This window comes from Halostella salina (assembly GCF_003675855.1).
Classification (GTDB): Archaea; Halobacteriota; Halobacteria; order Halobacteriales; family Natronoarchaeaceae; genus Halostella; species Halostella salina.
Genome location: NZ_RCIH01000008.1, coordinates 167,979 through 190,090, shown reverse-complemented (window position 1 = coordinate 190,090; position 22,112 = coordinate 167,979). Strand labels below are relative to the sequence as shown.

At 68.5% G+C, this 22,112-nt stretch carries 25 protein-coding genes; 15 read left to right on the top strand and 10 right to left on the bottom strand.

Features of this window, described 5'->3' with window-relative positions; translation table 11 throughout:
* Nucleotides 1-19: 19 nt before the first annotated feature.
* The 8 genes from D8896_RS16045 (at nt 20) to D8896_RS16010 (ending at nt 5,947) form a co-directional block, all read left to right on the top strand.
* Nucleotides 20-895, top strand: coding sequence for a branched-chain amino acid ABC transporter permease (locus tag D8896_RS16045; protein WP_121823127.1), 876 nt, complete (start codon nt 20-22; stop codon nt 893-895).
* Nucleotides 896-1,981, top strand: a complete 1,086-nt coding sequence (locus tag D8896_RS16040) for a branched-chain amino acid ABC transporter permease (protein WP_121823126.1) — start codon at nt 896-898, stop codon at nt 1,979-1,981.
* Between the two features lie 43 nt (nt 1,982-2,024).
* Nucleotides 2,025-2,777 carry an ABC transporter ATP-binding protein gene (locus D8896_RS16035; RefSeq protein ID WP_121823125.1) on the top strand — a complete coding sequence of 251 codons (753 nt, stop codon included), beginning with the start codon at nt 2,025-2,027 and terminating at the stop codon, nt 2,775-2,777.
* Between the two features lies 1 nt (nt 2,778).
* Entirely contained in the window at nt 2,779-3,492 is a 714-nt protein-coding gene (locus D8896_RS16030) for an ABC transporter ATP-binding protein (protein ID WP_121823124.1), read from the top strand.
* Nucleotides 3,492-4,028: a gamma carbonic anhydrase family protein gene (locus D8896_RS16025; protein ID WP_205596855.1), complete on the top strand. Its 537-nt coding sequence runs from the start codon at nt 3,492-3,494 to the stop codon at nt 4,026-4,028. The genes D8896_RS16030 and D8896_RS16025 overlap by 1 nt, the downstream gene beginning before the upstream one ends.
* On the top strand, nt 4,025-4,840 hold the full coding sequence (locus D8896_RS16020; RefSeq protein WP_121823123.1) for an enoyl-CoA hydratase/isomerase family protein: 816 nt from the start codon (nt 4,025-4,027) through the stop codon (nt 4,838-4,840). Before D8896_RS16025 ends, D8896_RS16020 begins: the two co-directional genes overlap by 4 nt.
* A gap of 148 nt (nt 4,841-4,988) precedes the next feature.
* Entirely contained in the window at nt 4,989-5,432 is a 444-nt protein-coding gene (locus D8896_RS16015; protein WP_121823122.1) for a MaoC family dehydratase, read from the top strand.
* Nucleotides 5,433-5,476: 44 nt separating this feature from the next.
* A complete protein-coding gene (locus D8896_RS16010; RefSeq protein WP_121823121.1) occupies nt 5,477-5,947 on the top strand; it encodes a MaoC/PaaZ C-terminal domain-containing protein in 471 nt (156 codons plus the stop codon).
* Nucleotides 5,948-6,059: 112 nt separating this feature from the next.
* Here the strand turns inward: D8896_RS16010 and D8896_RS16005 are convergent, their stop codons facing one another.
* The 3 genes from D8896_RS16005 to D8896_RS15995 form a co-directional block, all read right to left on the bottom strand.
* On the bottom strand, nt 6,060-6,875 hold the full coding sequence (locus tag D8896_RS16005; protein WP_121823120.1) for an enoyl-CoA hydratase/isomerase family protein: 816 nt from the start codon (nt 6,873-6,875) through the stop codon (nt 6,060-6,062).
* A complete protein-coding gene (locus D8896_RS16000; RefSeq protein WP_121823119.1) occupies nt 6,872-7,759 on the bottom strand; it encodes a 3-hydroxyacyl-CoA dehydrogenase family protein in 888 nt (295 codons plus the stop codon). Before D8896_RS16000 ends, D8896_RS16005 begins: the two co-directional genes overlap by 4 nt.
* Nucleotides 7,760-7,861: 102 nt before the next feature.
* Nucleotides 7,862-8,263: a universal stress protein gene (locus tag D8896_RS15995; protein ID WP_121823118.1), complete on the bottom strand. Its 402-nt coding sequence runs from the start codon at nt 8,261-8,263 to the stop codon at nt 7,862-7,864.
* Nucleotides 8,264-8,378: 115 nt separating this feature from the next.
* Between D8896_RS15995 and D8896_RS15990 the strand changes: the two genes are divergently transcribed.
* The 4 genes from D8896_RS15990 to D8896_RS15975 all read left to right on the top strand — a co-directional run bounded on the left by D8896_RS15990 (nt 8,379) and on the right by D8896_RS15975 (nt 15,034).
* The gene (locus D8896_RS15990; protein WP_121823117.1) at nt 8,379-8,975 is read left to right on the top strand and encodes a GNAT family N-acetyltransferase; all 597 of its coding nucleotides are present in this window, start codon (nt 8,379-8,381) and stop codon (nt 8,973-8,975) included.
* A gap of 611 nt (nt 8,976-9,586) precedes the next feature.
* A complete protein-coding gene (locus tag D8896_RS15985; protein ID WP_121823116.1) occupies nt 9,587-11,539 on the top strand; it encodes a CocE/NonD family hydrolase in 1,953 nt (650 codons plus the stop codon).
* 166 nt (nt 11,540-11,705) lie between these two features.
* The gene (locus tag D8896_RS15980) at nt 11,706-12,296 is read left to right on the top strand and encodes an AsnC family transcriptional regulator (RefSeq protein ID WP_121823115.1); all 591 of its coding nucleotides are present in this window, start codon (nt 11,706-11,708) and stop codon (nt 12,294-12,296) included.
* Between the two features lie 113 nt (nt 12,297-12,409).
* Complete coding sequence (locus D8896_RS15975) at nt 12,410-15,034, top strand: heavy metal translocating P-type ATPase (RefSeq protein ID WP_121823114.1); 2,625 nt, start codon at nt 12,410-12,412, stop codon at nt 15,032-15,034.
* A 313-nt stretch (nt 15,035-15,347) separates the two neighbouring features.
* On the opposite strand, the gene D8896_RS15970 is transcribed toward D8896_RS15975, so the two are convergent.
* The 4 genes from D8896_RS15970 to D8896_RS15955 form a co-directional block, all read right to left on the bottom strand.
* Nucleotides 15,348-16,577, bottom strand: coding sequence for an MFS transporter (locus D8896_RS15970; RefSeq protein ID WP_121823113.1), 1,230 nt, complete (start codon nt 16,575-16,577; stop codon nt 15,348-15,350).
* A 72-nt stretch (nt 16,578-16,649) separates the two neighbouring features.
* A complete protein-coding gene (locus D8896_RS15965) occupies nt 16,650-16,910 on the bottom strand; it encodes a HalOD1 output domain-containing protein (protein WP_121823112.1) in 261 nt (86 codons plus the stop codon).
* On the bottom strand, nt 16,907-17,299 hold the full coding sequence (locus tag D8896_RS15960) for a hypothetical protein (RefSeq protein ID WP_121823111.1): 393 nt from the start codon (nt 17,297-17,299) through the stop codon (nt 16,907-16,909). The genes D8896_RS15965 and D8896_RS15960 overlap by 4 nt, the downstream gene beginning before the upstream one ends.
* Nucleotides 17,300-17,384: 85 nt before the next feature.
* Complete coding sequence (locus D8896_RS15955) at nt 17,385-17,831, bottom strand: universal stress protein (RefSeq protein WP_121823110.1); 447 nt, start codon at nt 17,829-17,831, stop codon at nt 17,385-17,387.
* 189 nt (nt 17,832-18,020) lie between these two features.
* Here D8896_RS15955 and D8896_RS15950 point away from each other — a divergent pair, with 189 nt between their 5' ends.
* Nucleotides 18,021-18,227: a hypothetical protein gene (locus D8896_RS15950; RefSeq protein WP_121823109.1), complete on the top strand. Its 207-nt coding sequence runs from the start codon at nt 18,021-18,023 to the stop codon at nt 18,225-18,227.
* Between the two features lie 53 nt (nt 18,228-18,280).
* On the opposite strand, the gene D8896_RS15945 is transcribed toward D8896_RS15950, so the two are convergent.
* Nucleotides 18,281-19,318 carry a sodium:calcium antiporter gene (locus tag D8896_RS15945; RefSeq protein WP_121823108.1) on the bottom strand — a complete coding sequence of 346 codons (1,038 nt, stop codon included), beginning with the start codon at nt 19,316-19,318 and terminating at the stop codon, nt 18,281-18,283.
* A 147-nt stretch (nt 19,319-19,465) separates the two neighbouring features.
* Entirely contained in the window at nt 19,466-20,041 is a 576-nt protein-coding gene (locus tag D8896_RS15940) for a GNAT family N-acetyltransferase (RefSeq protein ID WP_121823186.1), read from the bottom strand.
* A gap of 500 nt (nt 20,042-20,541) precedes the next feature.
* Here D8896_RS15940 and D8896_RS15935 point away from each other — a divergent pair, with 500 nt between their 5' ends.
* On the top strand, nt 20,542-20,874 hold the full coding sequence (locus tag D8896_RS15935) for a 2Fe-2S iron-sulfur cluster-binding protein (protein ID WP_121823185.1): 333 nt from the start codon (nt 20,542-20,544) through the stop codon (nt 20,872-20,874).
* A 57-nt stretch (nt 20,875-20,931) separates the two neighbouring features.
* On the top strand, nt 20,932-21,408 hold the full coding sequence (locus D8896_RS15930) for a dihydrofolate reductase (protein WP_121823107.1): 477 nt from the start codon (nt 20,932-20,934) through the stop codon (nt 21,406-21,408).
* Nucleotides 21,409-21,428: 20 nt separating this feature from the next.
* Here the strand turns inward: D8896_RS15930 and D8896_RS15925 are convergent, their stop codons facing one another.
* Nucleotides 21,429-22,028: a class I SAM-dependent methyltransferase gene (locus D8896_RS15925; protein ID WP_121823106.1), complete on the bottom strand. Its 600-nt coding sequence runs from the start codon at nt 22,026-22,028 to the stop codon at nt 21,429-21,431.
* Nucleotides 22,029-22,112: the final 84 nt, after the last annotated feature.

The window sequence follows — 22,112 nt, the reverse complement described above, 5'->3', positions numbered from 1 at the left end:
CTGCACCGGGGGATCCACCATGGTAGATGCCACGACGATAGTGCGCGCGACGCTGCTCGGGCTCCAGCTAGGGATGACGCTGGCGCTGGTCGCCGCCGGCCTCACGCTCATCTTCGGGATGCTCGACGTGATCAACTTCGCACACGGCGCGCTGTACATGCTCGGGGCGTACTTCGGCGTCGTCGCCGCCTCCGAACTGGGCAGCTTCTGGGCCGCGCTGGTCGTCGCCCCGTTGCTCGTCGCCATTGTCGGCGGGGCGATCGAGATCCTGTCGCTCCGCCCGCTGTACGGCCGCAACCCGCTGTATCACATCCTGTTGACGTTCGGCTTCGCGATCATGATCGAGGGGATCGTGGTCGAAGTGTGGGGCGGGCAGTCCTACCGGATCCCGGTCCCCGAGGCGCTCTCCGGCACCCTCTCGTACGGCTCGCTCAGCTACCCGGTGTACTGGATGTTCGTCCTCGTGGTCAGCACGATACTGATCGGCGGGATCTGGCTCGCGATAGCCAAGAGCGACCTCGGCATCCTCATCCGGGCGAGCGCCCACGACACCGAGATGGTCGACGCGCTCGGCGTCGACGTGTCGAAGGTGTTCACCGGCGTCGTGGTGTTCGGGGCCGCGCTGGCCGGCGTGGCGGGGGTCCTCCTCGGCGCGTCGCGCTCGGTCAACCCCGGGATGGGCTTCGGCGTCATCATCCAGGCCTTCGTCATCGTCGTGATCGGCGGCCTGGGGAGCTTCAAGGGTGCCGTGTACGGCGCGTTGCTGATCGGGCTGATGACGGCGTACGGCGCGCTGATCGCGCCGTCGCTGACCGACCTCTTCATCTTCGCGCTGATGGCGGTGGTACTGATCGCGAAACCGAGCGGCCTGTTCGGCGCAACGGAGGCAGCGTAGATGCGCGAACTCATCAGCCGCTTCGCCGGGACGGACGGCACGGCGGGCAACCAGATCCTCACCACCGGCGGCCGCTACGCGCTGGCCGTCATCGTGGTCCTGCTGGCCCTGCTCGGCCCGGTCGTGGCGATCCTCGAGCCGTTCTGGCTGTTCATCCTGGTGCAGATACTCGTGTTCGCGCTGCTGGCGCTCAGCCTCGACTTCGTGTTCGGCTACGCCGGCCTGCTGTCGTTCGGCCACGCCGCGATGTTCGGGGCGGGCGGCTACGCCGCCGCGCTGCTGATCGCCGAGGTGACCCCGAACGCGCTGGTCGTGCTGCCGCTGGCGATGCTGACCGGCGTGGTCGTCGCGGCGGTGATCGGCTGGTTCGCCGTCCGCGCCCGTGGCATCTACTTCGCCATGCTCACGCTGGCGTTCGCCCAGATGTTCTACGTGATCGCCTTCGCCGACGTGCCCGCGATGATCACCGGTGCGGAGACGGTCACGGGCGGTGATAACGGCATCTACGGCGTCCAGCTGTTCGAGCTGTTCGGCGTCGTCGACTTCACCGACCGGATCAACTACTACTTCATGGCGCTGGCGCTGGTCGCGCTCTCGCTGGTCGCGCTGGTGCGTCTCGCCAACTCCCCCTTCGGCCGCGCGCTGCAGGGGATCCGCGAGAACGAGGAGCGGATGGCCTTCATCGGCTACGACGTGCGACGGTACAAGGTGGTCGGCTTCGCCATCAGCGGCGGCTTCGCCGGCCTCGCCGGCGGGCTGTACGTCCCGTTCCAGAGCCTCGCACACCCCCAGTTGCTCCACTGGACCGTCAGCGGCGAACTCGTCGTGATGCTGTTGCTCGGCGGTATGGGAACGCTGTGGGGCCCGATGCTCGGCGCTGCGGCCGTCATCGTGCTGGAGGAGATGCTGGCGGGCGTCGCCGCCTGGGAGGTCATCCTCGGCGGGGTGTTCGTCGTGGTCGTCATCTTCGCCCCGCGCGGGCTTGCCGGCATCGTCGTTTCGCTGAAGGAGGACCCGCGGAACGCGCTCTCGAACGCGAAACAGGCGCTCCTGACCTACGTCAAGAAGGTGCGGGGTGAACGATGACGCCGATCGACCCACACCGTCCGACTCCGGGAGGTGAGCGGCCATGAGCGACGCGCTGCTCCGCACCGAGGCGGTGACCAAGAAGTTCGGCCCGCTCACCGCGGTCGACGACGTGTCGCTGTCGGTGCCCGCCGGCGAGATCACGTCGATCATCGGCCCGAACGGGGCCGGCAAGACGACGCTGTTCAACCTCTTTACCGGCAAGCACGAACCGACCGACGGTCACATCGAGTTCCGCGACGAGCGCATCGACGGCGAGGATCCACACGACATCGTCTCCCGCGGGATCGTCCGGTCGTTCCAGATCACGAACTTCTTCGACGACCTGACCGCGCTGGAGAACGTCCGCCTCGCGACGCAGGCACGGCACAGCGGGTTCGGCGTCTCCGATTTCGTCCGGCACTACAACAGCCTCGACGGGGCGCTGGACGACGCCGAGGCCGCGCTTGAGCGGATCGGCCTCGGCCACGTGGCCGACCGGAAAGCGTCGAACCTCTCCTACGGCCAGCGCCGCCACCTGGAGATCGGGATCGCGCTGGCCGCGGACCCGGATCTGCTCCTGATGGACGAGCCGACGGCGGGCATGAGCCCGGAGGAGACCGTCGAAACGGTCGAACTGATAGAGCGGATCGCCGAGGACATCACGATCGTCCTCATCGAACACGACATGGAGATCGTCATGGACATATCCGACCACATCGCGGTGATGAACGGCGGCGAACTGCTCGCGTGGGGCCCGCCCGCGGAGATCCGGGAGGACGAACGCGTCCAGAAGGCGTACCTCGGAGGTGGGTGAGATGGCCGAGGACATGCTGTCCGTGGACGGCATCGACACCCACTACGGGGAGAGCCACGTCCTGTTCGACGTGTCCCTCTCGGTCGGGCGCGGCGAGGTCGTCGCGCTCGTCGGCCGCAACGGCGCGGGCAAGACGACGACGCTGCGGAGCATCATGTGTCTGACGCCGGTTACGTCCGGCGAGATCACGAAAGATGGCGAGCCGATCCACGGGCTGGAACCCCACGGCGTCCGCAAGCGCGGCGTCTCGTGGGTGCCCGAGGAGCGCCGCGTGTTCGGCGACCTCACTGTCGAGGAGAACCTCCGGCTGGCGGCCCACTCCGGCGACGGCGGCGATGACCGGTTCGAGGACGTGTACGAGCGGTTCCCCCGTCTCGACGAGCGCCGGGACCAGAAGGCGGGCACGATGAGCGGGGGCGAGCAGCAGATGCTCGCCATCGCCCGCGGCCTGCTCGGCCCGGAGACGGACCTGCTCCTGCTCGACGAGCCGAGCGAGGGGCTCGCGCCGCAGATCGTCGACGACGTGGCCGACATCATCCGCGACCTGAACGAGGACGGCGTCACGATCCTGCTGGTCGAGCAGAACGCCGAGATGGCGCTGGAGCTGGCCGACCGGGCGTACGTCCTCGAAACCGGCGAGGTCGTCCACGACGCGCCGGCCGGCGAACTGCTGGCCGACCGCGAGGCGATGGAGAGCTACCTGGGGGTGAAGTGATGCCCCCGACCCGACCGTTCGAGGGCGACCGCCCCGCGGTGGCCGACTCCGCGTTCGTCTCGGAGATGGCGTACCTCGTCGGCGACGTGACCGTCGCGGAGCGGGCGAGCGTCTGGCCCTTTGTCTGCGTCCGGGGCGACTACGGCCCGGTCAGCGTCGGCCGGGAGACGAACGTGCAGGACTTCACGATGCTCCACGAGGCGACGCTCGGGTCGGGCGTGACCGTCGGCCACAACGTCGTGGTCGACCGGGCGACCGTCGGCGACGACACGCTCGTCGGGATGTCGAGCACGATCCTGCCCGAGGCATCGGTCGGCAACGAGTGCATCGTCGCCGCCGGGACCGTCGTCCGCGAGGGGCAGGAGATCCCGGACGGCCACATGGCGTACGGCTCGCCGCCCGAAACGAAGCCGATCGGCGAGGACCGGAAAGAGCAGATCCGGTGGTACTGCGAGGAGTACCTCAACCTCTCCGAGCGGTACCGCGACGCGGAGGCACCGCTGGACCGGGATGGAACGAGCGGGGAGGGACGATGATCCGCGTCGAGCGCGTCCACGACGGCGTTCGCCTTGAGTTCGTGGAGGGCGGCGACGTGGCCCGGCTCGTGATGGAGCGCGGCGACGCGCCGCTGAACGTGTTCACGCCGCCGCAGGTCGAGGCGATGTCCGAAGCCGTCGAGGCGCTCGCCGGGGACGTTGGCGCGCTCGTCCTGTACGGCGAGCCGGAATTCTCGGGGGGTGCCGACCTGCGTTCGGTCGAGTCCGCGCCCGAGGAGATGCGCGCGGCGAAGGTCGACACCATCGCCGCCGCGTCGAACCGGTTCATCCGGACGCTCCGGCGGTTCCCGGCACCCGTCATCGCGGCGGTGTCCGGCGTCGCGGCGGGGGGCGGGCTCGGCTTCACGCTGGCCTGCGACCTGGTCGTCCTCCACCGCGACGCCGTCCTCGACACCGGCTACGCCCGCGTCGGGCTGACGCCGGACAACGCCACGCCGTTCTTCCTCGCCAAGACGGTCGGTCCCTACCGGGCGCGGGAACTCCTGTTCGACCCGCGGCCCATCGACGCCGCGGAGGCGGTCGAGATGGGGCTGGCAAACCGGCGGATCGACCGCCCGGACGACGAGTTCGTCGACGCGGCGACGGAGTGGGCCGCCTCGCTCGCCGACGGCCCGACGACGGTGTACGAGGAGACCAAGGCGCTGATCGACTCGACGTTCGCAGGACGGCTGGACGAGCATCTGGAGGAGGAGCGCGACACGATAAAGCGGGTCAGCGACTCCGCCGTGTTCGAGGAGGGGCTGGCGGCCTTCATGGACGACCGCGACCCGGAGTGGGACAAGGACGGCTGACCGGGGTCGCGGCCCCAGTGTCGGGGGACGGGCTGGTTCGCTCCCGTCCGGTTCACACTCGCGATCGGGACGCCTGCCCGCCACCCGCCAGACAGCGGGCCGTCCCGTTTCGATCGATTTTATGCCGGCCGCCTTCGAGCCACGACGCATGACCCAACTCCACTTCGAGGATATCGAGGCCGGCACGGTGCGCGAACTCGGGAGCTACGAGGTGCCCCGCGAGGAGATGATCGGCTTCGCCGAACGGTACGACCCCCAGCCGATCCACACGGACCCCGAAATGGCGCGCGACTCCATGTTCGGCGGCGTCATCGCCTCGGGCTGGTACACTGCCAGCGTCTGCATGCGTCTGTTCGCCGACGGCTTCCTCTGCGAGGCGGCGAGCATGGGCGCGATCGGCGTCGACGAACTGCGCTGGGAGACGCCGGTTCGGCCCGGCGACGTGCTGACCGTCGAGAACGAAATCCTCGAAACCACGGCCTCCGAGAGCCGCGACGACCGCGGCTACGTCCGCAACCAGACCCGGGCGTACAACGGCGACGGCGACGAGGTCCTCCGATGGACCGGCATCAATATCATCGCCCGGGAATAGCCACGAGCGAAACGGTGAAGGCTCGGGGGTGAGCATCACCCGCCATGAGCGAGGATTCGGACGCGACCGTCTACTTCGAGGACGTGGAACCGGGCACCGTCACGGACTGCGGGGCGACGACTGTCACTGAGACCGATATCCGGGAGTTCGCCGCGGAGTTCGACCCGCTGGACATCCACACCGACCCGGACGCGGCGGCCGAGAGCCGCTTCGACGGGATCATCGCGAGCGGCTACCACACGCTCTCGCTGTCGGTCCGCCTGCTCGTCGACGCCGTCCGGAGCCAGCGGGCGGTCGTGGGCGGGCTCGGCATCGACGACGTGCGCTGGCACGCGCCGGTGCGGCCGGGCGACGAACTCCACGTCGAGAACGAGATCCTCGACACGCGCCCCTCGGAGAGCGACGCGACCAGCGGCGTCGTCCACGAGTCGATCACCGTGACCAACGGCGACGGCGAGACGGTGCTGACGCTGGAGAACTACGAACTGGTGGCCCGCCGGAACGGGGCGGACTGACACCGCCGACTACGGCTGGCCGGCGTGACTCATAGTGTTTGCTCTCGCCAATTACCGGTGGTCGACGGTAACGGTGTGGTCGACCACCGGTAAACAGTGAGAGCAAACACTATCACTTCCCCTGCCACTCCGGCTCGCGGTCCTCGAAGAACGCGTCGATCCCCTCGTTTTTGTCCTCGGTGGCGAACAGTTGAGCGAACAGTTCGGCCTCGTACTCGATACCGTCCTCGATGTCCATCTCCCCGCTTGCCTGGACTGCCTCCTTGGCGAACTCCAGCGCGACTGGGCTTTTCGCGGCCATCGACTCGGCGAGGTCGTAGACGGCGTCGTCGAGTTCGTCGTGCGGGTGGACCTCCTCCACGAGACCGATGTCTGCCGCCTCGTCGGCGTCGATCAGTTCGCCCGAGAGGATCAGCCGCATCGCCTGCCCGGTGCCGACGAGGCGTGGGAGCCGCTGGGTGCCGCCGCCGCCGGGGATGATGCCGAGGTTGATCTCGGGCTGGCCGAGCTTCGCCTTCTCGGAGGCGATCCGCACGTCGCAGGCCTGCGCGAGCTCGCAGCCGCCGCCGAGCGCGTGGCCGTTGATCCGACCGATCACCGGTTTCGGGAGGTTCGCGACGCGCTCGTACACGCGGGGGCGCTTGCTCGCCTCCCGCTGCTCGATAGCGTCGCGCTCGCGCAGTTCCGTCACGTCCGCGCCGGCGACGAACGCGCCGCCCTCGTCGCTCCCGGTCAGCACCACGACGCGCACCGCATCGTCGTCCTCGACCGCGTCGAGGACGGCCGTGAGGTCGGCCCGGAGCTCCTTGTCGAGCGCGTTCCGCGCCTCCGGCCGCGACATCGTCACCGTGGCGACCCCCTCGACGTGTTCGCCGACAGTCACGGACACAGTATCGCAGTCGGCCGCGGCGTCCTCGGTCGCCGTCATTCGTCGTCACCCCAGTCGCCGCTGACGCCGACGATCTCGCCGTCCTCCCAGACGTAGAACCCCTCGCCGGTCTTCTTGCCGAGCTTGCCGGCCCGGACCTTCTGTTTCAGCAACTGCGGCGGGCGGAACCGCTCGCCCAGTTCCTCGCGGAGGTACTCCAGAATGTCGAGGCGCACGTCCAGCCCGACCACGTCACCGAGTTCGATGGGTCCCATCGGATGGTTGTAGCCGAGTTCCATCGCGGCGTCGATGTCCCGCGGGCTGGCGACGCCCTCCTCGAGCATCCGGATCGCCTCGACGCCCAGCGCGACGCCGAGCCGGGAGGAGGCGAAGCCGGCCGAATCCCGCACCGTCACCGGCTCCTTGTCGATCGCCTCGACGAACTCCGTGGCGGCGTCGACGGTTTCCTCGTCCGTCTGCTCGGCGACGACGATCTCGACCAGTCCCATGATGTGGACCGGGTTGAAGAAGTGGAGCCCGATCGCGCGACCGGGGCGGTCGAGGACGCTCGCGATCTCGGTCACCGACAGCGACGACGTGTTCGAGGCGAGCACGGCATCGTCGGGCGCGGCTGCCGCCACGTCCTCGAACGTGCTCTGTTTGATCTCCATGTCCTCGGGCACCGCCTCGACGACCAGGTCCGCGTCGTCAACGGCCTCCTCCAGCGAGGTGGTCGCGTCGATCCGGTCGAGCGCCGCCGCCTTCTCGTCGGCCGTCAGCTTGTCGCGGTCGACGCCGCCCTGGAGGTTCGACTCGATGGCGGCCAGTCCGTCCTCGATGATCTCCTCGTCGATGTCCCGGATCGTCACGTCGTAGCCCGCCGTCGCGGCGACCTGTGCGATCCCGTGACCCATCGTTCCCGCGCCGAGTACGGTAACACGCATCGATCGGACAGTGCACAACCATTCACATTATACTGTCGACTCCGCCGTGACGGGCGCTGCGCCGCGGTCCGCGGGCCGTAGCCGACCGCCGCAGCGCGTGGGCTACGCCTCCGTGCGCCGGCCACACACCAGCACCGGGCGTTCGGTGCCGAGGATCACGCTCTGCGTGACGCTCCCGAACAGCGCCTTGCCCGTCGGGGACCGCTTTCGGCCGCCGACGCAGATCTGGTCCACGTCCTCTACCTCGGCGCGTTCGAGGACCTGCGTCGCCGGGTCGCCGCTCGTCTCCTCGGCGCGGACCTCGACCCCCAGTTCCTCCAGCCGTTCCGACGCCTCGCGTGCGGCTTCGACCTGCATGATCGACGCGCCGGAGGGGTTGTCCGTGAACACGTGCAGGAGGTGGACGACGACCTCGTCGGCGACGTCGACCAGTTCCTCGATTGCGTCGACCTGCGCGTGTGCGCCGTCCACATCGTCGTCTATCGCGACCAGTATTTCGTACATACGACAGCTTCGACCGCATGGATTATAATGGTTCTCCCGGGCGAAACTCCGCACTCCCTCGGGTGCGAACACGTTCGCCAAAGCGTTTAGCGGGGGCACGTAACAACACGTTCGCATGGGTACGCGAACCGGTGGGGCTTGCTCGGCCTGGGACAACACGGAGTGCCAGGGGACGCCGTACTGTCCGCCGCGGTGTCCGCGGTTCACCGACGGCGAGGGCGTGCCGCTCGTCGTTCGCCCCTTCCGCGACTCGGACCGGGACGCCGCCGTCGCGATGTACGACGACATCGACTCGTACAGCCGAACGATGGGGCTGCCGCCGGCGACGATGCCACAGATCGAGTCGTGGCTGGACCGCCTCCGCGAGAACGGCTGGAACCTCGTCGCGCTCGACGGCGACCGCGTCGTCGGCCACGTCGCGGTCGTGCCGGCCGACCGCCCCGACCCGAAGTTCGTGGTCTTCATCCATCAGGAGTATCAGGACCGCGGCATCGGGACGGAGCTGATGAAACAGGTCGTCGCCTACGCCGACGACCGCGACCACGAGGCGCTCACGCTGGAGGTGTCGAAAGGGAACCGCCGCGCCGTCACGGTGTACGAGAACGTCGGGTTCGAAGTGGTCGAGCGAATGCACTCGGACCTGGAGATGGAACTCTCCCTGGAGCAACCGGTCGCCGAGCGCGTGCAGCGACCGCCCGCCGAACGCGACTGAGTGACAGGACGGCGAGCCACCGGTGACCGTGAGCCTCCCGTAGGTCGTCAGCGTGCCTACAGGGCCGGACAAAGTTGAATAATAGACCCACTATTTAGCAGCATTATCTCATCATCCGACCTTGATCTCACCGACCGATACCTCAACCGGTTTAAAAACGGTAATACTGCTGGAAAGAGTGTTTGAAACCGTGTAGCGGCTCGGAAGCTACCTTCGGGCCAATAAAAGCTCAAACACTGGATAACGGACTTAAAACACGGAATAGAGCCAAATAAGCCGAAGAAAGGCTCCGGTTGTCGACGGAGCCGTGATACCCGCCTATGTACCGGATCCGTGCCTGTAGAATTGTATTATAACTACAAGATAAATCTCCTCAGCGATTTGCCAGGAATTACTGAACACGGACCGTCACCGCGACGGGAAGTGATCCGCACCGCGTCCGGCCCACCGTCGATACTACGCTGCACGGAACAGCCTCGCCCAGCCAAGCGACGGCGGATTCCGGACCCATCGCATCCTCGACAGGCCAGGGCGCTGCGGCGGGGTCGCCACGCGTTTGGACCACCCGAACCACCGGAGGATTAACTTCCGTTCAGCCGAACGAAAGATCGATGTCCGACGGAGACCGATCCCTCCGGAGACGGTCGGTGTTGGCCGCCCTGAGTGCGATGACCGCCGGCTGTTCGGCCCTCTCTGACGGTACGACCACATCGACTGACCCTGAAGGGACCGCTACGGATGTCCCCCCGACGGAGACGGCCCCGTCAAGCGAAGACAACCCCGACGAGTACGATATCGACGAACCGGTCCGCACCGAGAGCGTGTGGGTCGAGACCGGGACCGACACTGACGGCACCGGCCGCTCGGACCGGGTCGAGGTGTACGTCGTACGGCCCGAACCGCCGACGGAGCCCCTCCCCGCGGTCGTCCGCGCGGATCCGTACGACATCGCCAGCCAGCCGGTCGACGCGCTGGACCTCGACGGCGTAGCGCCCCCGGAGGCCTCGGACGACGCATTCGGGTCGCGTGAGGTGGAGCTGTACGTCCCCGAGTCCGGGACTGCGTCCGGGGAGGACGCAGGCGTTACCCCGCCAGACCGACGGTTCGCCGCGGCGGGGCGGGTCGAAGCGGTGCGCCGGGCGTACGTCCGGACGTTCGTGCCCGAGGGGTACGCCTACGTGGACGTTTCCCCGGTCGGGACGGGCCGTTCGACCGGGTGCAACACGCTCGGTGGCGAACCGGAAGCGGAAAGCGTCGTCGCCGCCATCGACTGGCTGAACGGCCGCCAGCCGGCGTTCGACAGCCGGGACGGGGACGAGTCGGTCGCCGCCGACTGGGCAACCGGGAGCGCCGGGATGGTCGGCCAGTCGTATCTGGGGAGTATCCAGAACAACGTCGTCGTGACCGGCGTCGACGGCCTCGAAACGATCGTCCCGAAGGCCGGGATGGTCAGCCGATATCTGGGTAACCGGTCGCAGGGTGCCGTTATCGTCGAGCGCCCCACGACCGAGTTCGCTGCCGGCTGGACGACCGGCGTCAACAGGCAGCGGTGTACCGACGTGCTCCGCCGGATGGCCGAGGGCGTCGACTGGGACTCCGGGAACTTCAACGATTACTGGGCGGACCGCGAGTACGTCGCCGAGTTCGGGGGCGTCGACGCGAGCGTTCTCCTGGTGCACAACCTCCGTGACCACACGATGAGTCCCCGCCAGCTGTCGGTGTACGCCGAGGCGCTTCGCCGTCACGACATTCCGCACAGGATGTGGGTCGGCCAGGGGTCCCACGGCGATGAGCCGGGATTACTCTCCCCGTACGAGGAGCGCTGGGAGGACCTGTTGCTCGACTGGTTCGACTACTGGGTGAAAGGGGAGTCGACCGGCGTGATGGACGGGCCGACGGCTATCGTCGAAACGCCGGACGGGGACCTGGCCGGCGAGGACGCGTGGCCTTCGCCGCGGATCGAGACGGTGTCGCTCCGGCCGCGCCCCGGCGACCCGTTCGGGACGCTCGGACCGGACGGCCCGGAGCCCGGGACCGCCGAGCGGTTCGTCGACGACTCCAGCGTCACGCCGGCGACGCTGACCGGCGAGGAAGCGACGGACAGCCGAGTCGTCTACCGGACGGAGCCGCTGGACGGCCCGGTCCGCGTGAGCGGCACGATATCGCCGCAGGTGACCGTCTCGGTCGATTCTGAGGCAGCCCTCCTCAGTACGGCTCTCGTCGACTACGGGCCGGACGGGGGCGGTCGCATCGTCAGTCGGGGCTGGATGAACCTCCTGAACCGCAACTCCCGGTCCGAGTCGGAGCCGCTGGTCCCCGGCGATCGATACGACGTGTCGTTCGAGACGAACCCGGCGGACCACGTCTTTCAGGCGGGGCATCGTCTCGGGGTCATGATCTACTCCAGCGACGCAGCGTTCACGAAGCGTCCGCCGTCGTCGCCGACCCTGACGCTCCACCTCGCCGATTCGACGTTCCCGGTGCCCGTCGTCGGCGGCGCGGACGCGCTTGCCGGCGATGGCCCGTCCGGATCCGCGCTGTACGGTGACCCGCCGTTCGAATAGCTCACGCGTTCGGGCACCGATTGCCCGCCGGAGTCAACAGGTCTCGCCGGTTCGACACAGTGTCGACGCGCCTCTGCTTTTGCATCGAAAGGACAGAACCCGTTCTGGTTGCCGTTCGAAAGCACCACGGGAAACAGTCTTGTAGTCGGGGGCGGCTACGTGGCGTATGCGCGACCTCGACGAGACCGACATGGAGATCCTCACGCTCCTCGCGGAGGACGCACGCCGGCCGTTCAGCGACATCGGCGAGCAGGTCGGCCTCTCCGGCCCGGCCGTCTCGGACCGCGTCACCCGGCTTCAGGAGGCCGGCATCATCACGAACTTCACCGTCAACGTCGACCGGGGCGAACTGCAAGCCGGCGTCCCGGTGTTCGTGCAGGTGGAGTGTCGGTCGGCTGACGCCGAGGCGGTCCGGTCGCGGGTCAGCGGGGCCGACGGCGTCGAACACCTCTTCGTCACGGCCGAGGGCGAGGTCTGGTTCTACGGCCGGACCGAGGGTGGAGCCGTTCGGCAGTGGGTCGACGGCCTGCTCGGTGACGTGCAGTCGGCCGAGTACTCGGTGACGCTCGTCGACGATCTGGAGTGGACGCCGTCGCTGGACGGCACCGAGTTCGCGATCACCTGTGCCGAGTGCGGGAACACGGTTGACAGCGAGGGCGAATCGGCCCGGATAGACGGGGGCGTCTATCACTTCTGTTGCCCATCCTGCCGGAGCCAGTTCGAGGAACAGTACCGTCGGATCGAAGAGGGAACGTAACGGCGGCGGGCCGCTGTCCGTGCCGAGCTTTGGATCCCAAGATCTGCCGCGGCGCGGAGATTCGATCCGAAGCAGCAAACGCGGTAAGTGTGGACCCCGTACTTCAACACAAGATGGAATCACGAACTGCACACCTCGACATCACGGGGATGTCCTGTGCCAACTGTTCGGAGACGGTTGGGGACGCCCTGGCGTCGCTCGACGGGGTGACGGAGGCGAACGTCAACTACGCCACCGACGAGGGCTCCGTCGAGTACGACCCCGACGAGGTATCGCTTCGTGAGATCTACGACGCCGTCGACGCGGCCGGCTACGGCGTCGTCTCCGAGACGACGACGGTCGCCATCTCCGATATGACGTGTGCGAACTGCGCCGACACCAACGAGGAGGCGCTCGAAGCCGTCCCCGGCGTCGTCGACGCCGAGGTGAACTACGCGACCGACGAGGCGCAGGTCACCTACAACCCCGCCGACGCCTCGCGCGAGGCGATGTACGACGCAATCGAGGACGCCGGCTACTCGCCGGTCCGGGAGGGGGGCGATGACGACGCCGACGGCGACGCCCGCGACGCCGCCCGCGAGGGGGAGATCCGCAAGCAGCAACGGCTCACCCTGTTCGGCGCGGCGCTGTCGGCCCCGTTGCTGCTGTTCATGGTCGACCACCTGCTGGAGCTTGGTCTCGTCGGCGACGAACTCTTCGGCCTGTCGACCGGCTGGGTCGCGTTCGCGCTCGCGACGCCCGTACAGGTCGTCCTCGGGTGGCCGTTCTACAGGAACTCCTACAAGGCGCTCGTGAAGAACGGCCGCGCCAACATGGACGTACTCATCGCGCTCGGGTCGACGACGGCGTACGTCTACTCCGTCGCGGTGCTCGCCGATCTCATCGCCGGCGGGCTGTACTTCGACACGGCGGCGCTCATCCTCGTGTTCATCACGCTCGGTAACTACCTCGAGGCGCGCTCCAAGGGGCAGGCCGGCGAGGCCCTGCGGACGCTGCTGGAGATGGAGGCCGACACGGCCACCGTCGTCGACGACGACGGCACCGAGGAGGAAATCCCGCTTGAGGACGTCGAAGTCGGCGACCGGATGAAGGTCCGGCCGGGCGAACGGATCCCCACGGACGGCGTCGTCGTCGACGGCCAGTCCGCGGTCGACGAGTCGATGGTCACCGGCGAGTCCGTCCCCGTCGAGAAGAGCGAGGGCGACGAGGTGGTCGGCTCAACCATCAACGAGAACGGCGTCCTCGTCGTCGAGGCGACGAAGGTCGGCGAGGACACCGCGCTCCAGCAGATCGTCCGCACGGTCAAGGAGGCCCAGTCCCGCCAGCCGGACATCCAGAACCTCGCCGACCGCATCTCCGCGTACTTCGTCCCCGCGGTCATCGCGAACGCGCTCCTCTGGGGGCTGGTCTGGTTCGCCGCCCCCGAAGCGCTGGCCGGACTCGTCGACTGGATCCCGCTGTGGGGGCTCGTGGCCGGCGGCCCGGCGGTCGCCGGCGGGACAGTGACGACCTTCGAGTTCGCCGTCGTCGTGTTCGCCTCCTCGGTCCTGATCGCCTGTCCCTGCGCGCTCGGGCTGGCGACGCCGGCCGCGACGATGGTCGGGACCACCATCGGCGCGGGGAACGGCGTCCTGTTCAAGGGCGGCGACGTGCTGGAGCGCGCGAAGGACGTCGACACCGTCGTCTTCGACAAGACCGGCACGCTGACCGAGGGCGAGATGGAGCTGACCGACGTGGTCGTTCTCGACGACGGGCCGGACCCCCAGCGGGCTGACGGCGGTGACGCCGCGGCCGACGGCGGACAGCTGACCGGCCGCGACCGGCTCTCGGAGGACGAGCTGCTTCGGCTCGCGGCGACGGCGGAGCGCGGGAGCGAACACCCGCTCGCACGCGCCATCGTCGAGGGGGCCGAGGAACGCGGCATCGACGTTGGCGACCCCGACGCCTTCGAGAACGTGCCCGGCCAGGGCGTGCGGGCGACGGTCGACGGGCGCGAGGTACTCGTCGGCAACCGGACGCTGCTGCGGGACAGCGGGGTCGACCCCTCCCCGGCCGAAGACACGATGGAGCGCCTCGAATCGGAGGGCAAGACGGCGATGCTGGTCGCGCTGGCCGGTTCGGAGCGAAGCGATGACGCCGACGGCGAACTCGTGGGCGTTGTCGCAAACGCCGACACGGTCAAGGAAAGCGCGGCCGAGGCGGTGAGCGAACTGCAGACCCGCGGCGTCGACGTGATGCTGATCACCGGCGACAACGAGCGAACCGCCCGCGCCGTCGCCGAGCAGGTCGGGATCGACCCCGACAACGTCCGCGCGGAGGTGCTCCCGGAGGACAAGTCCGACGCGGTCGAGGCCATCCAGAACGACGGTCGGAGGGCGATGATGGTCGGCGACGGCGTCAACGACGCGCCGGCGCTGGCCGTCGCATACGTCGGGACGGCCATCGGCTCCGGCACCGACGTGGCCATCGAGGCGGCCGACGTGACGCTGATGCGCGACGACCCGCTGGACGTGGTGAAAGCGATCCGCATCTCCGACGCGACGCTCCAGAAGATCAGGCAGAACCTCGTGTGGGCGCTGGGGTACAACACGGCGATGATCCCCCTCGCATCGCTCGGCCTGCTCCAGCCGGTGCTCGCCGCCGGGGCGATGGCGTTCTCCTCGGTGTCGGTGCTGTCGAACAGCCTGCTGTTCCGGCGGTACACGCCGGACGAGGATTACCGTCCGCTGTGGCGGTAATCCGGGGCCGCGTGTACCTCGTCTGATTCGTCAGACGGCGGTACACGCCCGACCACGACTACGGACTGCTCGGCGGCCTTCGCTGATCCGCCGGCGACGGAGGTACCGCTCTCCGGCGGCTCTCCGACGCGCCTGGTTTTCACTGGAAGAACTCGCCGTCAGGTATCGAGATGGGCGGGGGTGGGAGTCCCGGCCACGTCCGGATGACAGATCAGCTGGTGGGGTGCCGCTGCGGCGTAGCCGAGTAGGCGCGGTGGGGAGTAATAACTGGTGAGTAAACAGGTCGGCCTGTCAGACCGGCTGAGAATTGTGGTTAGCCTCCGGGTTCGGGCGCTCGCCAGGCGAGGACGATGCCGAGGACGCCCAGCGCGCTGGCGGCCAGAAACGCCGCCGTGTAGCCGGCGCGCTCTATCACCGCGCCGCCGACGATCGGGGCGGCGAAGGCACCGGCCAGCCCGACGCTCGTCTGGAACGCGACCGCCGTCGCCGCGACGCGCGGGTCGACGAGTTCGCGGACGTACGCGAACGAGAGGCCGAGCGTCAACTGGACGGCGAAACCGGCGACGAGCAACACGGCGAGCAGGGCGACGACCGAGCGTGTGGCGACGACGCTCGCCACCAGCGGCGCGGCGACGACGAATGAGGCGAGCACGACCGGCCGTCGTCGCCCGCCGAACAGCCGGTCCGAGAGCAGTCCGCTGCTGACCCGCGCGAGGACGCCGACCGCCGGGAACGCCGCGACGAGCAGGCCGCTGACGCCGAGCGACAGCCCCACCACGTCGGTGAGGTACGACGGTGCCCAGCTGTTGACGAACAGGTACAGCGAGTAGCCCAGGAAGCCGAGCAGGCCGACGGTCCACACCGCCCGGCTCCGGAGCACGTCGCCGAACTCGCCCGGCGATGGCGGCGCGTCCCCGCCGACGCGGCCGAGCCCCCGGCTCGTCGGCCAGAAGACAGCCAGCCCGACCAGCGCGAGGCCGTTGAACGCGAGGAAGATGGCGGGCCACCCGAAGCGGGCGGCGATGAGCGGCGCTGTGCTCTGGCCGATCGCGAAGCCGACCGGACCGCTGGCGGTGAACACGCCGACGGCGGTGGCCCGGCGCGCGCCGTCGACGGCCTCGCTCACGATGTCGATGCCGGCGTTCCAGACGACGACGTAGGCGACGCCGCCGAGGACTCTGGAGCCGAGCACCGAGGCGAACGACCCGCGTTCGCCGGCCGTCCAGCCCCACACCCCGGCGACGAACAGGACGAGCACGGCGACCGCAACTGCGCGTCGGGAGTTCGTCCGGTCAAGCACTGCCCCCACCGGGAGACTCGCGACGACCGCGGTGCCGAACATCACGCTGACGATCAGCCCGGCGGCCGAGGAGCCGATCCCGAGCGAGTCGCGGACGAGCGGCGTGACGCTGGCCGGCGAGATCTCGTACGCCCCGAGCGCGACGGAGATCAGGCTCGCACCGGCGACGAGCGTCCACCGGGCCCGTGTGCTCCGCGAGCGTATCGATCCCGCATCCGTGCCGTCGTCGGTCGACTCGGTCACGCCGGGACGTTCTCGTGACCGTCCCAAGAACCTGTGCGTGGGAGCGGCGCTTGCCGACGGTCCGACCCTCGATCACCGTTCGAGCTGGTCGACTTCGTCCGACGCCGCCGCCTCCCCGTCGACGAGTATCCCGCCGTCGCTGTCGACCGTCACCTCGTGGTCCGGCACCGAGAACGTCAGCGTCCACTCCGCATCCTCCATCTCGGCGAGGCGCTCCAGACTGTCCGTATCGACGTGTTCCTGCAGACTGTAGTCCAGTTCGTGGGGTTCGACCCCCTCCGCCGCGGCGAGCGCCTCGAGGACCTCCAGTACGACTCGGCGGTCGCGGGTCACGAGCGACGCCTCCGTTCTTCGAGGCGCTGGCAGCCCTGGACTAGCTGGTCGGGGAGTCGCTCGGCGGCGGACTGTAACGACTCAAACACGACAGCGACCTCGTCGAAGTTCGGGCCCCGGCGGACCACGAGCGGGTCGTCGTCCCAGCGGACGTATCCCTCCGCCGCCAGCAGCGGAAGGTGCGTGTGCCGGAGTTCCAGATACAGGTCCTCCGGGTCCATGAGCAGGTACGACGGGTTCGCCGCCTCCGGGAGCGGTAGCTCCCGGTCGGGCGGTGCCTCCAGCAGGGCGACGATCATCTGTCGTCGCGGCTCCGCCGTCAATGCCTGAAACACCGTGTCCCACCGTTCGATCACCTGCCGTTCGTCCCGTTTCGCGTCCACCGCCATTGCTATCGGGACAAGCCCGTCCAGCGTATAGACTCTGGTGGCCGGAAAGGTGCGGAAACGTCCCGGGTAGTCACCGCCGGGGGCGCTACGCGCCGCGCTCGCCGTCCTCCGTTCGGTCCGGGAGGACGACAACCGGGCGGTCGCTCGCGGCGATCAGGTCGGCCGACACGTCGCCGGTGAGCAGTTTCACCCACCGGCTCCCGCCGCGCGGCGTGAAGGCGATGGCGTTCGCGTCGGCGTCGCGTGCCGCTTCGACGATCGCCGCCGCCACGTCGGTTCCGTACCGGATCTCCGTCTCGATGTTCACGTCCCCGAGGTCCGCCCGGAACCGGGTGAACGCCGTCTCGGCGTGCTGCTCGCGCTGTTCGACGGACGCCTTGTCCGGCGCGCCGCCGGCCTTCTCGACGACGAACACCGCGACCACCTCCCCGCCAGCCGCGTCGATGTGCGGCGCTATCGAGGCGGCGGTCGCCGCGGCGTCTTCCTCGCTCGCGACCGGGACGACGACCCGGCGAAAGAGCGGATCACTCATCCGACATCACCGGGCGAGACGCCCGGACGTATCGCGGTTTCGGCTTCAGCAATGGCGTGCTCCCCATGGATTCACGTTCGTGGACCGACGGTTTAACTCGTTCCCCTTCCCGTCCGCGGTGTGCGTTCTCATGTGATACCAATTCGTTTTGGCCGCGGACTCATTCGGCCGTGTCCGTTCCGTTTCGGTATGCGCGAGATCCTGTCCCGACTGCGGTCACGGTGGACCGACCTCCTGTCGTCGCGGACCGCCCCCGGCACGTCGGTCACCGGCGGCACGATCGCCGACGCACGATCCGTCGACCTCTACGAGTGCTCCGCGTGCGAGTCGGTGCTCATCGAACCGCCCAGCGAGGCGTGTTCGCAGTGTCGGTCCGGGACGCTCGAAAAGGTCTGAGTCGGGGGCGTAACCCCTCACCCGGACGCGGGCGGTGTTGGGCGGTCGTGCGGTCAGCCGGTTTTGAGGAAGCCGGTCACGCCGGCCGTCTCGGCGACGATCCAGACCACGAACAGGACGTACGCCGCGAGCAACACGTACGACTCCGCGTTCGACAGCGAGAGGTCCGTCCGGAGGAAGGCGAACAGAACGACGGTCGCGAGCGTCAGCACGCCGAGCATGGGGACCGCCACGGCGAAGTCCACCGCGAGGGTGCCGACGAGCATGACGCCGACCGGGATCGCCACCAGCAGGTCGAACGTGTTCGAGCCGAAGACGTTGCCCAGGCTCGTGAGCGCCCGGTCGTCGCGGGCCGTCCGGACGCTCACCAGCGTGTCCGGGAGGCTCGTCGCCGCCGCGACGATGGTCACGCCGGCGAGGAACTCCGGGATACCGACCGTCGCGGAAAGCGAGTCGACGCTGCCGACCAGCTGCTCGACGGCGACCAGAATGAGGCCCAGCCCGGCAGCGAGCTTCGTCCACTCGCGACGGAGGGCGATCTCGCCATCGTACGCCTCGGCCTCGTGGTCGCTCACGTCCTGCCACTGGATGAACAGGTACAGCCCGTAGAGCAGCAGGGGAATCGCCGCCAGCGGTCGCGTGATCTCCCCTGCGAGCGCCCGTCCGTCGCCGACGGGGACGTAGATGACGGCGAGCGCGAACGTCACCACGACCGCCGACACCGCGATCATGTAGAACTGCGCCTCCTTGTAGACGAGCGTGCGATTGGTCTCCAGGTCCCCCTCCGATCCGAGTGCCGACAGCGCCGGGATCACGAGCACGTTGAAGATCGCCGACCCGACGATCGAGCCGACGCCCATGTCGAACACGCCGGCCAGCGCGGTGAACACCACGCTCGCCAGCTCCGGAAAGCTCGACCCGACTGCGACCACGATCGACCCCTGGACCACCGCCGGTAGACCGTAGTAGGCCGACAGCCGCTCGGCGGACTCCTCCAGCCACCCGCTCCCGAGCCAGATGACTCCCGTGGCGACGATGATCGCCGCGATATGGACCGCCGGTGAGTCGGGCAGGAACCCTCCAGTTACCATCGGCCGTACCTGTCTTGCGGACCGAGTAGAAACGTTCGATCTCGCCGTCGACACTCCGCACCGGAGTATCGCCCGCCTCCACCGCGATCCGAGTCGTTCTACCCCTGTCACAGCGGCCGGCGATTATGGGGCGTCGCAGCCCCCGAGTTACCCCCGACTTCCGAGTACTGTATCGGGGCCGTCCCACTCGTCGACCAGCAGTCCGTACCGCTCCACGTCGACGTACTCGCCGTCGGCGAACTGCGTTTCGCGGGTCGTCCCCTCGTGGGTGAACCCGAGTCGCTCGCAGAGCCGCCGGGAGGCGTCGTTGGGGGCCATCACCGTCGCCGAGACGCGGTGGAGCCGAAGGTCGCGGAAGCCGTACTCGATCAGGTTCGCGCCTGCCTCCAGCGCGTACCCCTCGCCCCAGGCGTCGGGGTGGAACCAGACGCCGAAGTTGGCGTACCCGTCCCGGTCCTGTATGGGGGCTAACTGGACGGATCCGACCGGTTCGCCCTCGAACTCCCCGTCCTTCGGAACGGGTAGCAGCGTGACGCTGTCCTCGTCGGTGTCCAGCGGCCACAGCTCCTCGCGATAGTTCTCCTCGCTGTACGGCGTCCGAAACACGGTGACGTACCGGCGGACTTTCGGATGGTTCACGCCCTTCTGGAGGAACTCGATGTCGGCCTCCTCGGGCGGGCTGAGTTCGATGCGGTCGCAGTCGATGAACGTCGGTCCTGGCATGCGTTCTCGGTGGGAGTCGCTTCGCTGGCGGGACTGTGTCATGGCCCGGAGCCGCGCTACGTGGGCGGCAGACGGGTCAGAAACGGGGGGATACGGTCATCGGTCAGCTCTACCTATCGGCTCTCGTCCGGGTAAATAAACGTTACCCGCCGAGGTCCTCGGGCGGTTGCGTGGGCGGTTCGGTCGTGCCGTGTGACCAGCGCCTGCCGTCGCGTGGTCGCAACCTGGTCACTACGGAAGAGAGTCGGTTTCGTCGATTCGTTCGTTCCAGAACCGAGACGGCCGTCATCGCCGATGGCGTAGATTCCGTCGTCGACCCGACGTAGAACGGTGCTCCAACCGGATGGATACCCACGCTGGTCCAACGGTCCTCGAAACCGGCAATTTCCCGGGATGCGTTGTAAGCTCCGACCCCCTCTTTCGCCGCCGAACTGTGGTGGCCAGTCGAACGCACACCGTCCACCGGTAGGCACACGGTGACGGCGTGCGAACGGGACACCATGGCCGAGGAGATACCCGTGACCGTCGTGACGGGGGACGGGGAACGGACCGTCGCCGTCGAGCGCGGCGAGACCCTCCGTGACGCGCTGCTCGACCGCGGGTTCCCCGTGTACGGGACGGTTTCGAAGCACGCGAACTGCGGCGGTCGCGGGCTGTGTGCGACCTGCACCGTCGAGGTCGACCCGGCCCCGGAGCCGACGCACTGGCACGACGCCGCCGCGCTCCGCTTTGGCTACCCCCGACTCTCCTGCTGTCTCACCGTCGAGGAGCCGCTGACGGTGCGCCTGCTTGACAAACTCCTCTGGGGGCAGGTGCTCCCCCGGCGGCGGTAGGAGCTACAGCGGTCCCGGAGCGATGGGAATTACTCCCCGGAGCGCGAACGCCGACCCATGGAAGTGATCGCGGTCGCGGCCGTCAGCGAGAACGGCGTCATCGGCGACGGACCGACGCTCCCCTGGAACCTCCCCGAGGAGGTGCGACGCTACCGGGAACGCGTCGCCGGCGAGACGGTGCTGATCGGGCGGAAGACGTTCGGAATGTTCGACGACCCGCCCGGCGCGGAACAGATCGTGTTGAGCCGGAGCGACCGGTCGTACGACGACCCGTCGGTCACGCACGCCGGTGCCCCGGAGACGGCGATCGAGATCGCTCGCGACCGGGGTCGCTCGACGCTGTACGTTCTCGGCGGAAGCGGAGTGTACGGGGCGCTCCTGCCCCACTACGACCGGATGCTGCTGAGTCGGGTCCACGGCGAGTACGACGGCGACGCACGGTTCCCCGACTTCGACCGCGACGACTGGGTTCTCGCCGAGGAGACGGCGTACGACGGGTACACGCTAGAGGAATGGCGGCGGGCCGACGGGTAGGACGAGGGTCCCCCGGACGCTCACTCCGGGGGCTGGAACACCCTGGCGGTGTCCCGTTTCGTTTCGGTCGACTCGACCTCGACCAGCCCGCGGTCGGTGAACACCCCGTTCCAGTCACGATAGTACAGCGGCACGTCCTGATCGACGTAGTTCACAGCCCCGGCAGCGCCGCTCTCGTTCTCCACGGTGACGAGCACCCCGTCGGTGATCCGGACCAGCTCGTCGAACACCCACTCTGCGTCGGGGTGAATGTGCTGTAGCGTCTCCACGGAGAAGACCGCGTCGAAGGCGTCGTCGAGTCCGGTGACGTACTCCTCGATGGTCGTCTCGTGGAAGGTACCCGTCGCGGCGAGGTCGGGGTACGTTTCCGCGAGCACGTCCAGCGCCTCCCCGTTGACGTCGACGCCGGTCAGGTCCGAGAACCCGGCGTCGGCGAGTGCGGCGAGGTGGCGGCCGGCGCTACAGCCCACCTCCAGCACGCTCGCCTCGCGCCCCGCACGTCGCTCCAGGACCGACTGTATCAGCTCGCTCGTCGCGTCCGGCCCGTAGTGGGCGTAGTACGTCGGCGAGTACTCGCCGGAGCGGTCCGCCCAGGCGCGCCGGACTTCGTGAGAATCCACGTTTGGTCGCGGTCACCGCGCCGTAAAGGTCTACCGACACGGGGAGCCGTGGGGTACCGACGGACGCGAGGGGACCTGAACGAG

Bases quoted from the DNA above. Each gene is read 5' to 3' on its own strand.
- D8896_RS16005 (WP_121823120.1), bottom strand. From the start codon at position 6,875: ATGACGGCGACCGAGGACGCCGCGGCCGACTGCGATACTGTGTCCGTG.
- D8896_RS16040 (WP_121823126.1), top strand. From the start codon at position 896: ATGCGCGAACTCATCAGCCGCTTCGCCGGGACGGACGGCACGGCGGGC.
- D8896_RS15980 (WP_121823115.1), top strand. From the start codon at position 11,706: ATGCGCGACCTCGACGAGACCGACATGGAGATCCTCACGCTCCTCGCG.
- D8896_RS15990 (WP_121823117.1), top strand. From the start codon at position 8,379: ATGGGTACGCGAACCGGTGGGGCTTGCTCGGCCTGGGACAACACGGAG.
- D8896_RS15940 (WP_121823186.1), bottom strand. From the start codon at position 20,041: ATGCCAGGACCGACGTTCATCGACTGCGACCGCATCGAACTCAGCCCG.
- D8896_RS15975 (WP_121823114.1), top strand. From the start codon at position 12,410: ATGGAATCACGAACTGCACACCTCGACATCACGGGGATGTCCTGTGCC.
- D8896_RS15950 (WP_121823109.1), top strand. From the start codon at position 18,021: ATGCGCGAGATCCTGTCCCGACTGCGGTCACGGTGGACCGACCTCCTG.
- D8896_RS15955 (WP_121823110.1), bottom strand. From the start codon at position 17,831: ATGAGTGATCCGCTCTTTCGCCGGGTCGTCGTCCCGGTCGCGAGCGAG.
- D8896_RS15995 (WP_121823118.1), bottom strand. From the start codon at position 8,263: ATGTACGAAATACTGGTCGCGATAGACGACGATGTGGACGGCGCACAC.
- D8896_RS16000 (WP_121823119.1), bottom strand. From the start codon at position 7,759: ATGCGTGTTACCGTACTCGGCGCGGGAACGATGGGTCACGGGATCGCA.
- D8896_RS15960 (WP_121823111.1), bottom strand. From the start codon at position 17,299: ATGGCGGTGGACGCGAAACGGGACGAACGGCAGGTGATCGAACGGTGG.
- D8896_RS16010 (WP_121823121.1), top strand. From the start codon at position 5,477: ATGAGCGAGGATTCGGACGCGACCGTCTACTTCGAGGACGTGGAACCG.
- D8896_RS15945 (WP_121823108.1), bottom strand. From the start codon at position 19,318: ATGGTAACTGGAGGGTTCCTGCCCGACTCACCGGCGGTCCATATCGCG.
- D8896_RS16015 (WP_121823122.1), top strand. From the start codon at position 4,989: ATGACCCAACTCCACTTCGAGGATATCGAGGCCGGCACGGTGCGCGAA.
- D8896_RS16035 (WP_121823125.1), top strand. From the start codon at position 2,025: ATGAGCGACGCGCTGCTCCGCACCGAGGCGGTGACCAAGAAGTTCGGC.
- D8896_RS16045 (WP_121823127.1), top strand. From the start codon at position 20: ATGGTAGATGCCACGACGATAGTGCGCGCGACGCTGCTCGGGCTCCAG.
- D8896_RS15930 (WP_121823107.1), top strand. From the start codon at position 20,932: ATGGAAGTGATCGCGGTCGCGGCCGTCAGCGAGAACGGCGTCATCGGC.
- D8896_RS16030 (WP_121823124.1), top strand. From the start codon at position 2,779: ATGGCCGAGGACATGCTGTCCGTGGACGGCATCGACACCCACTACGGG.
- D8896_RS16025 (WP_205596855.1), top strand. From the start codon at position 3,492: ATGCCCCCGACCCGACCGTTCGAGGGCGACCGCCCCGCGGTGGCCGAC.
- D8896_RS15935 (WP_121823185.1), top strand. From the start codon at position 20,542: ATGGCCGAGGAGATACCCGTGACCGTCGTGACGGGGGACGGGGAACGG.
- D8896_RS15985 (WP_121823116.1), top strand. From the start codon at position 9,587: ATGTCCGACGGAGACCGATCCCTCCGGAGACGGTCGGTGTTGGCCGCC.
- D8896_RS16020 (WP_121823123.1), top strand. From the start codon at position 4,025: ATGATCCGCGTCGAGCGCGTCCACGACGGCGTTCGCCTTGAGTTCGTG.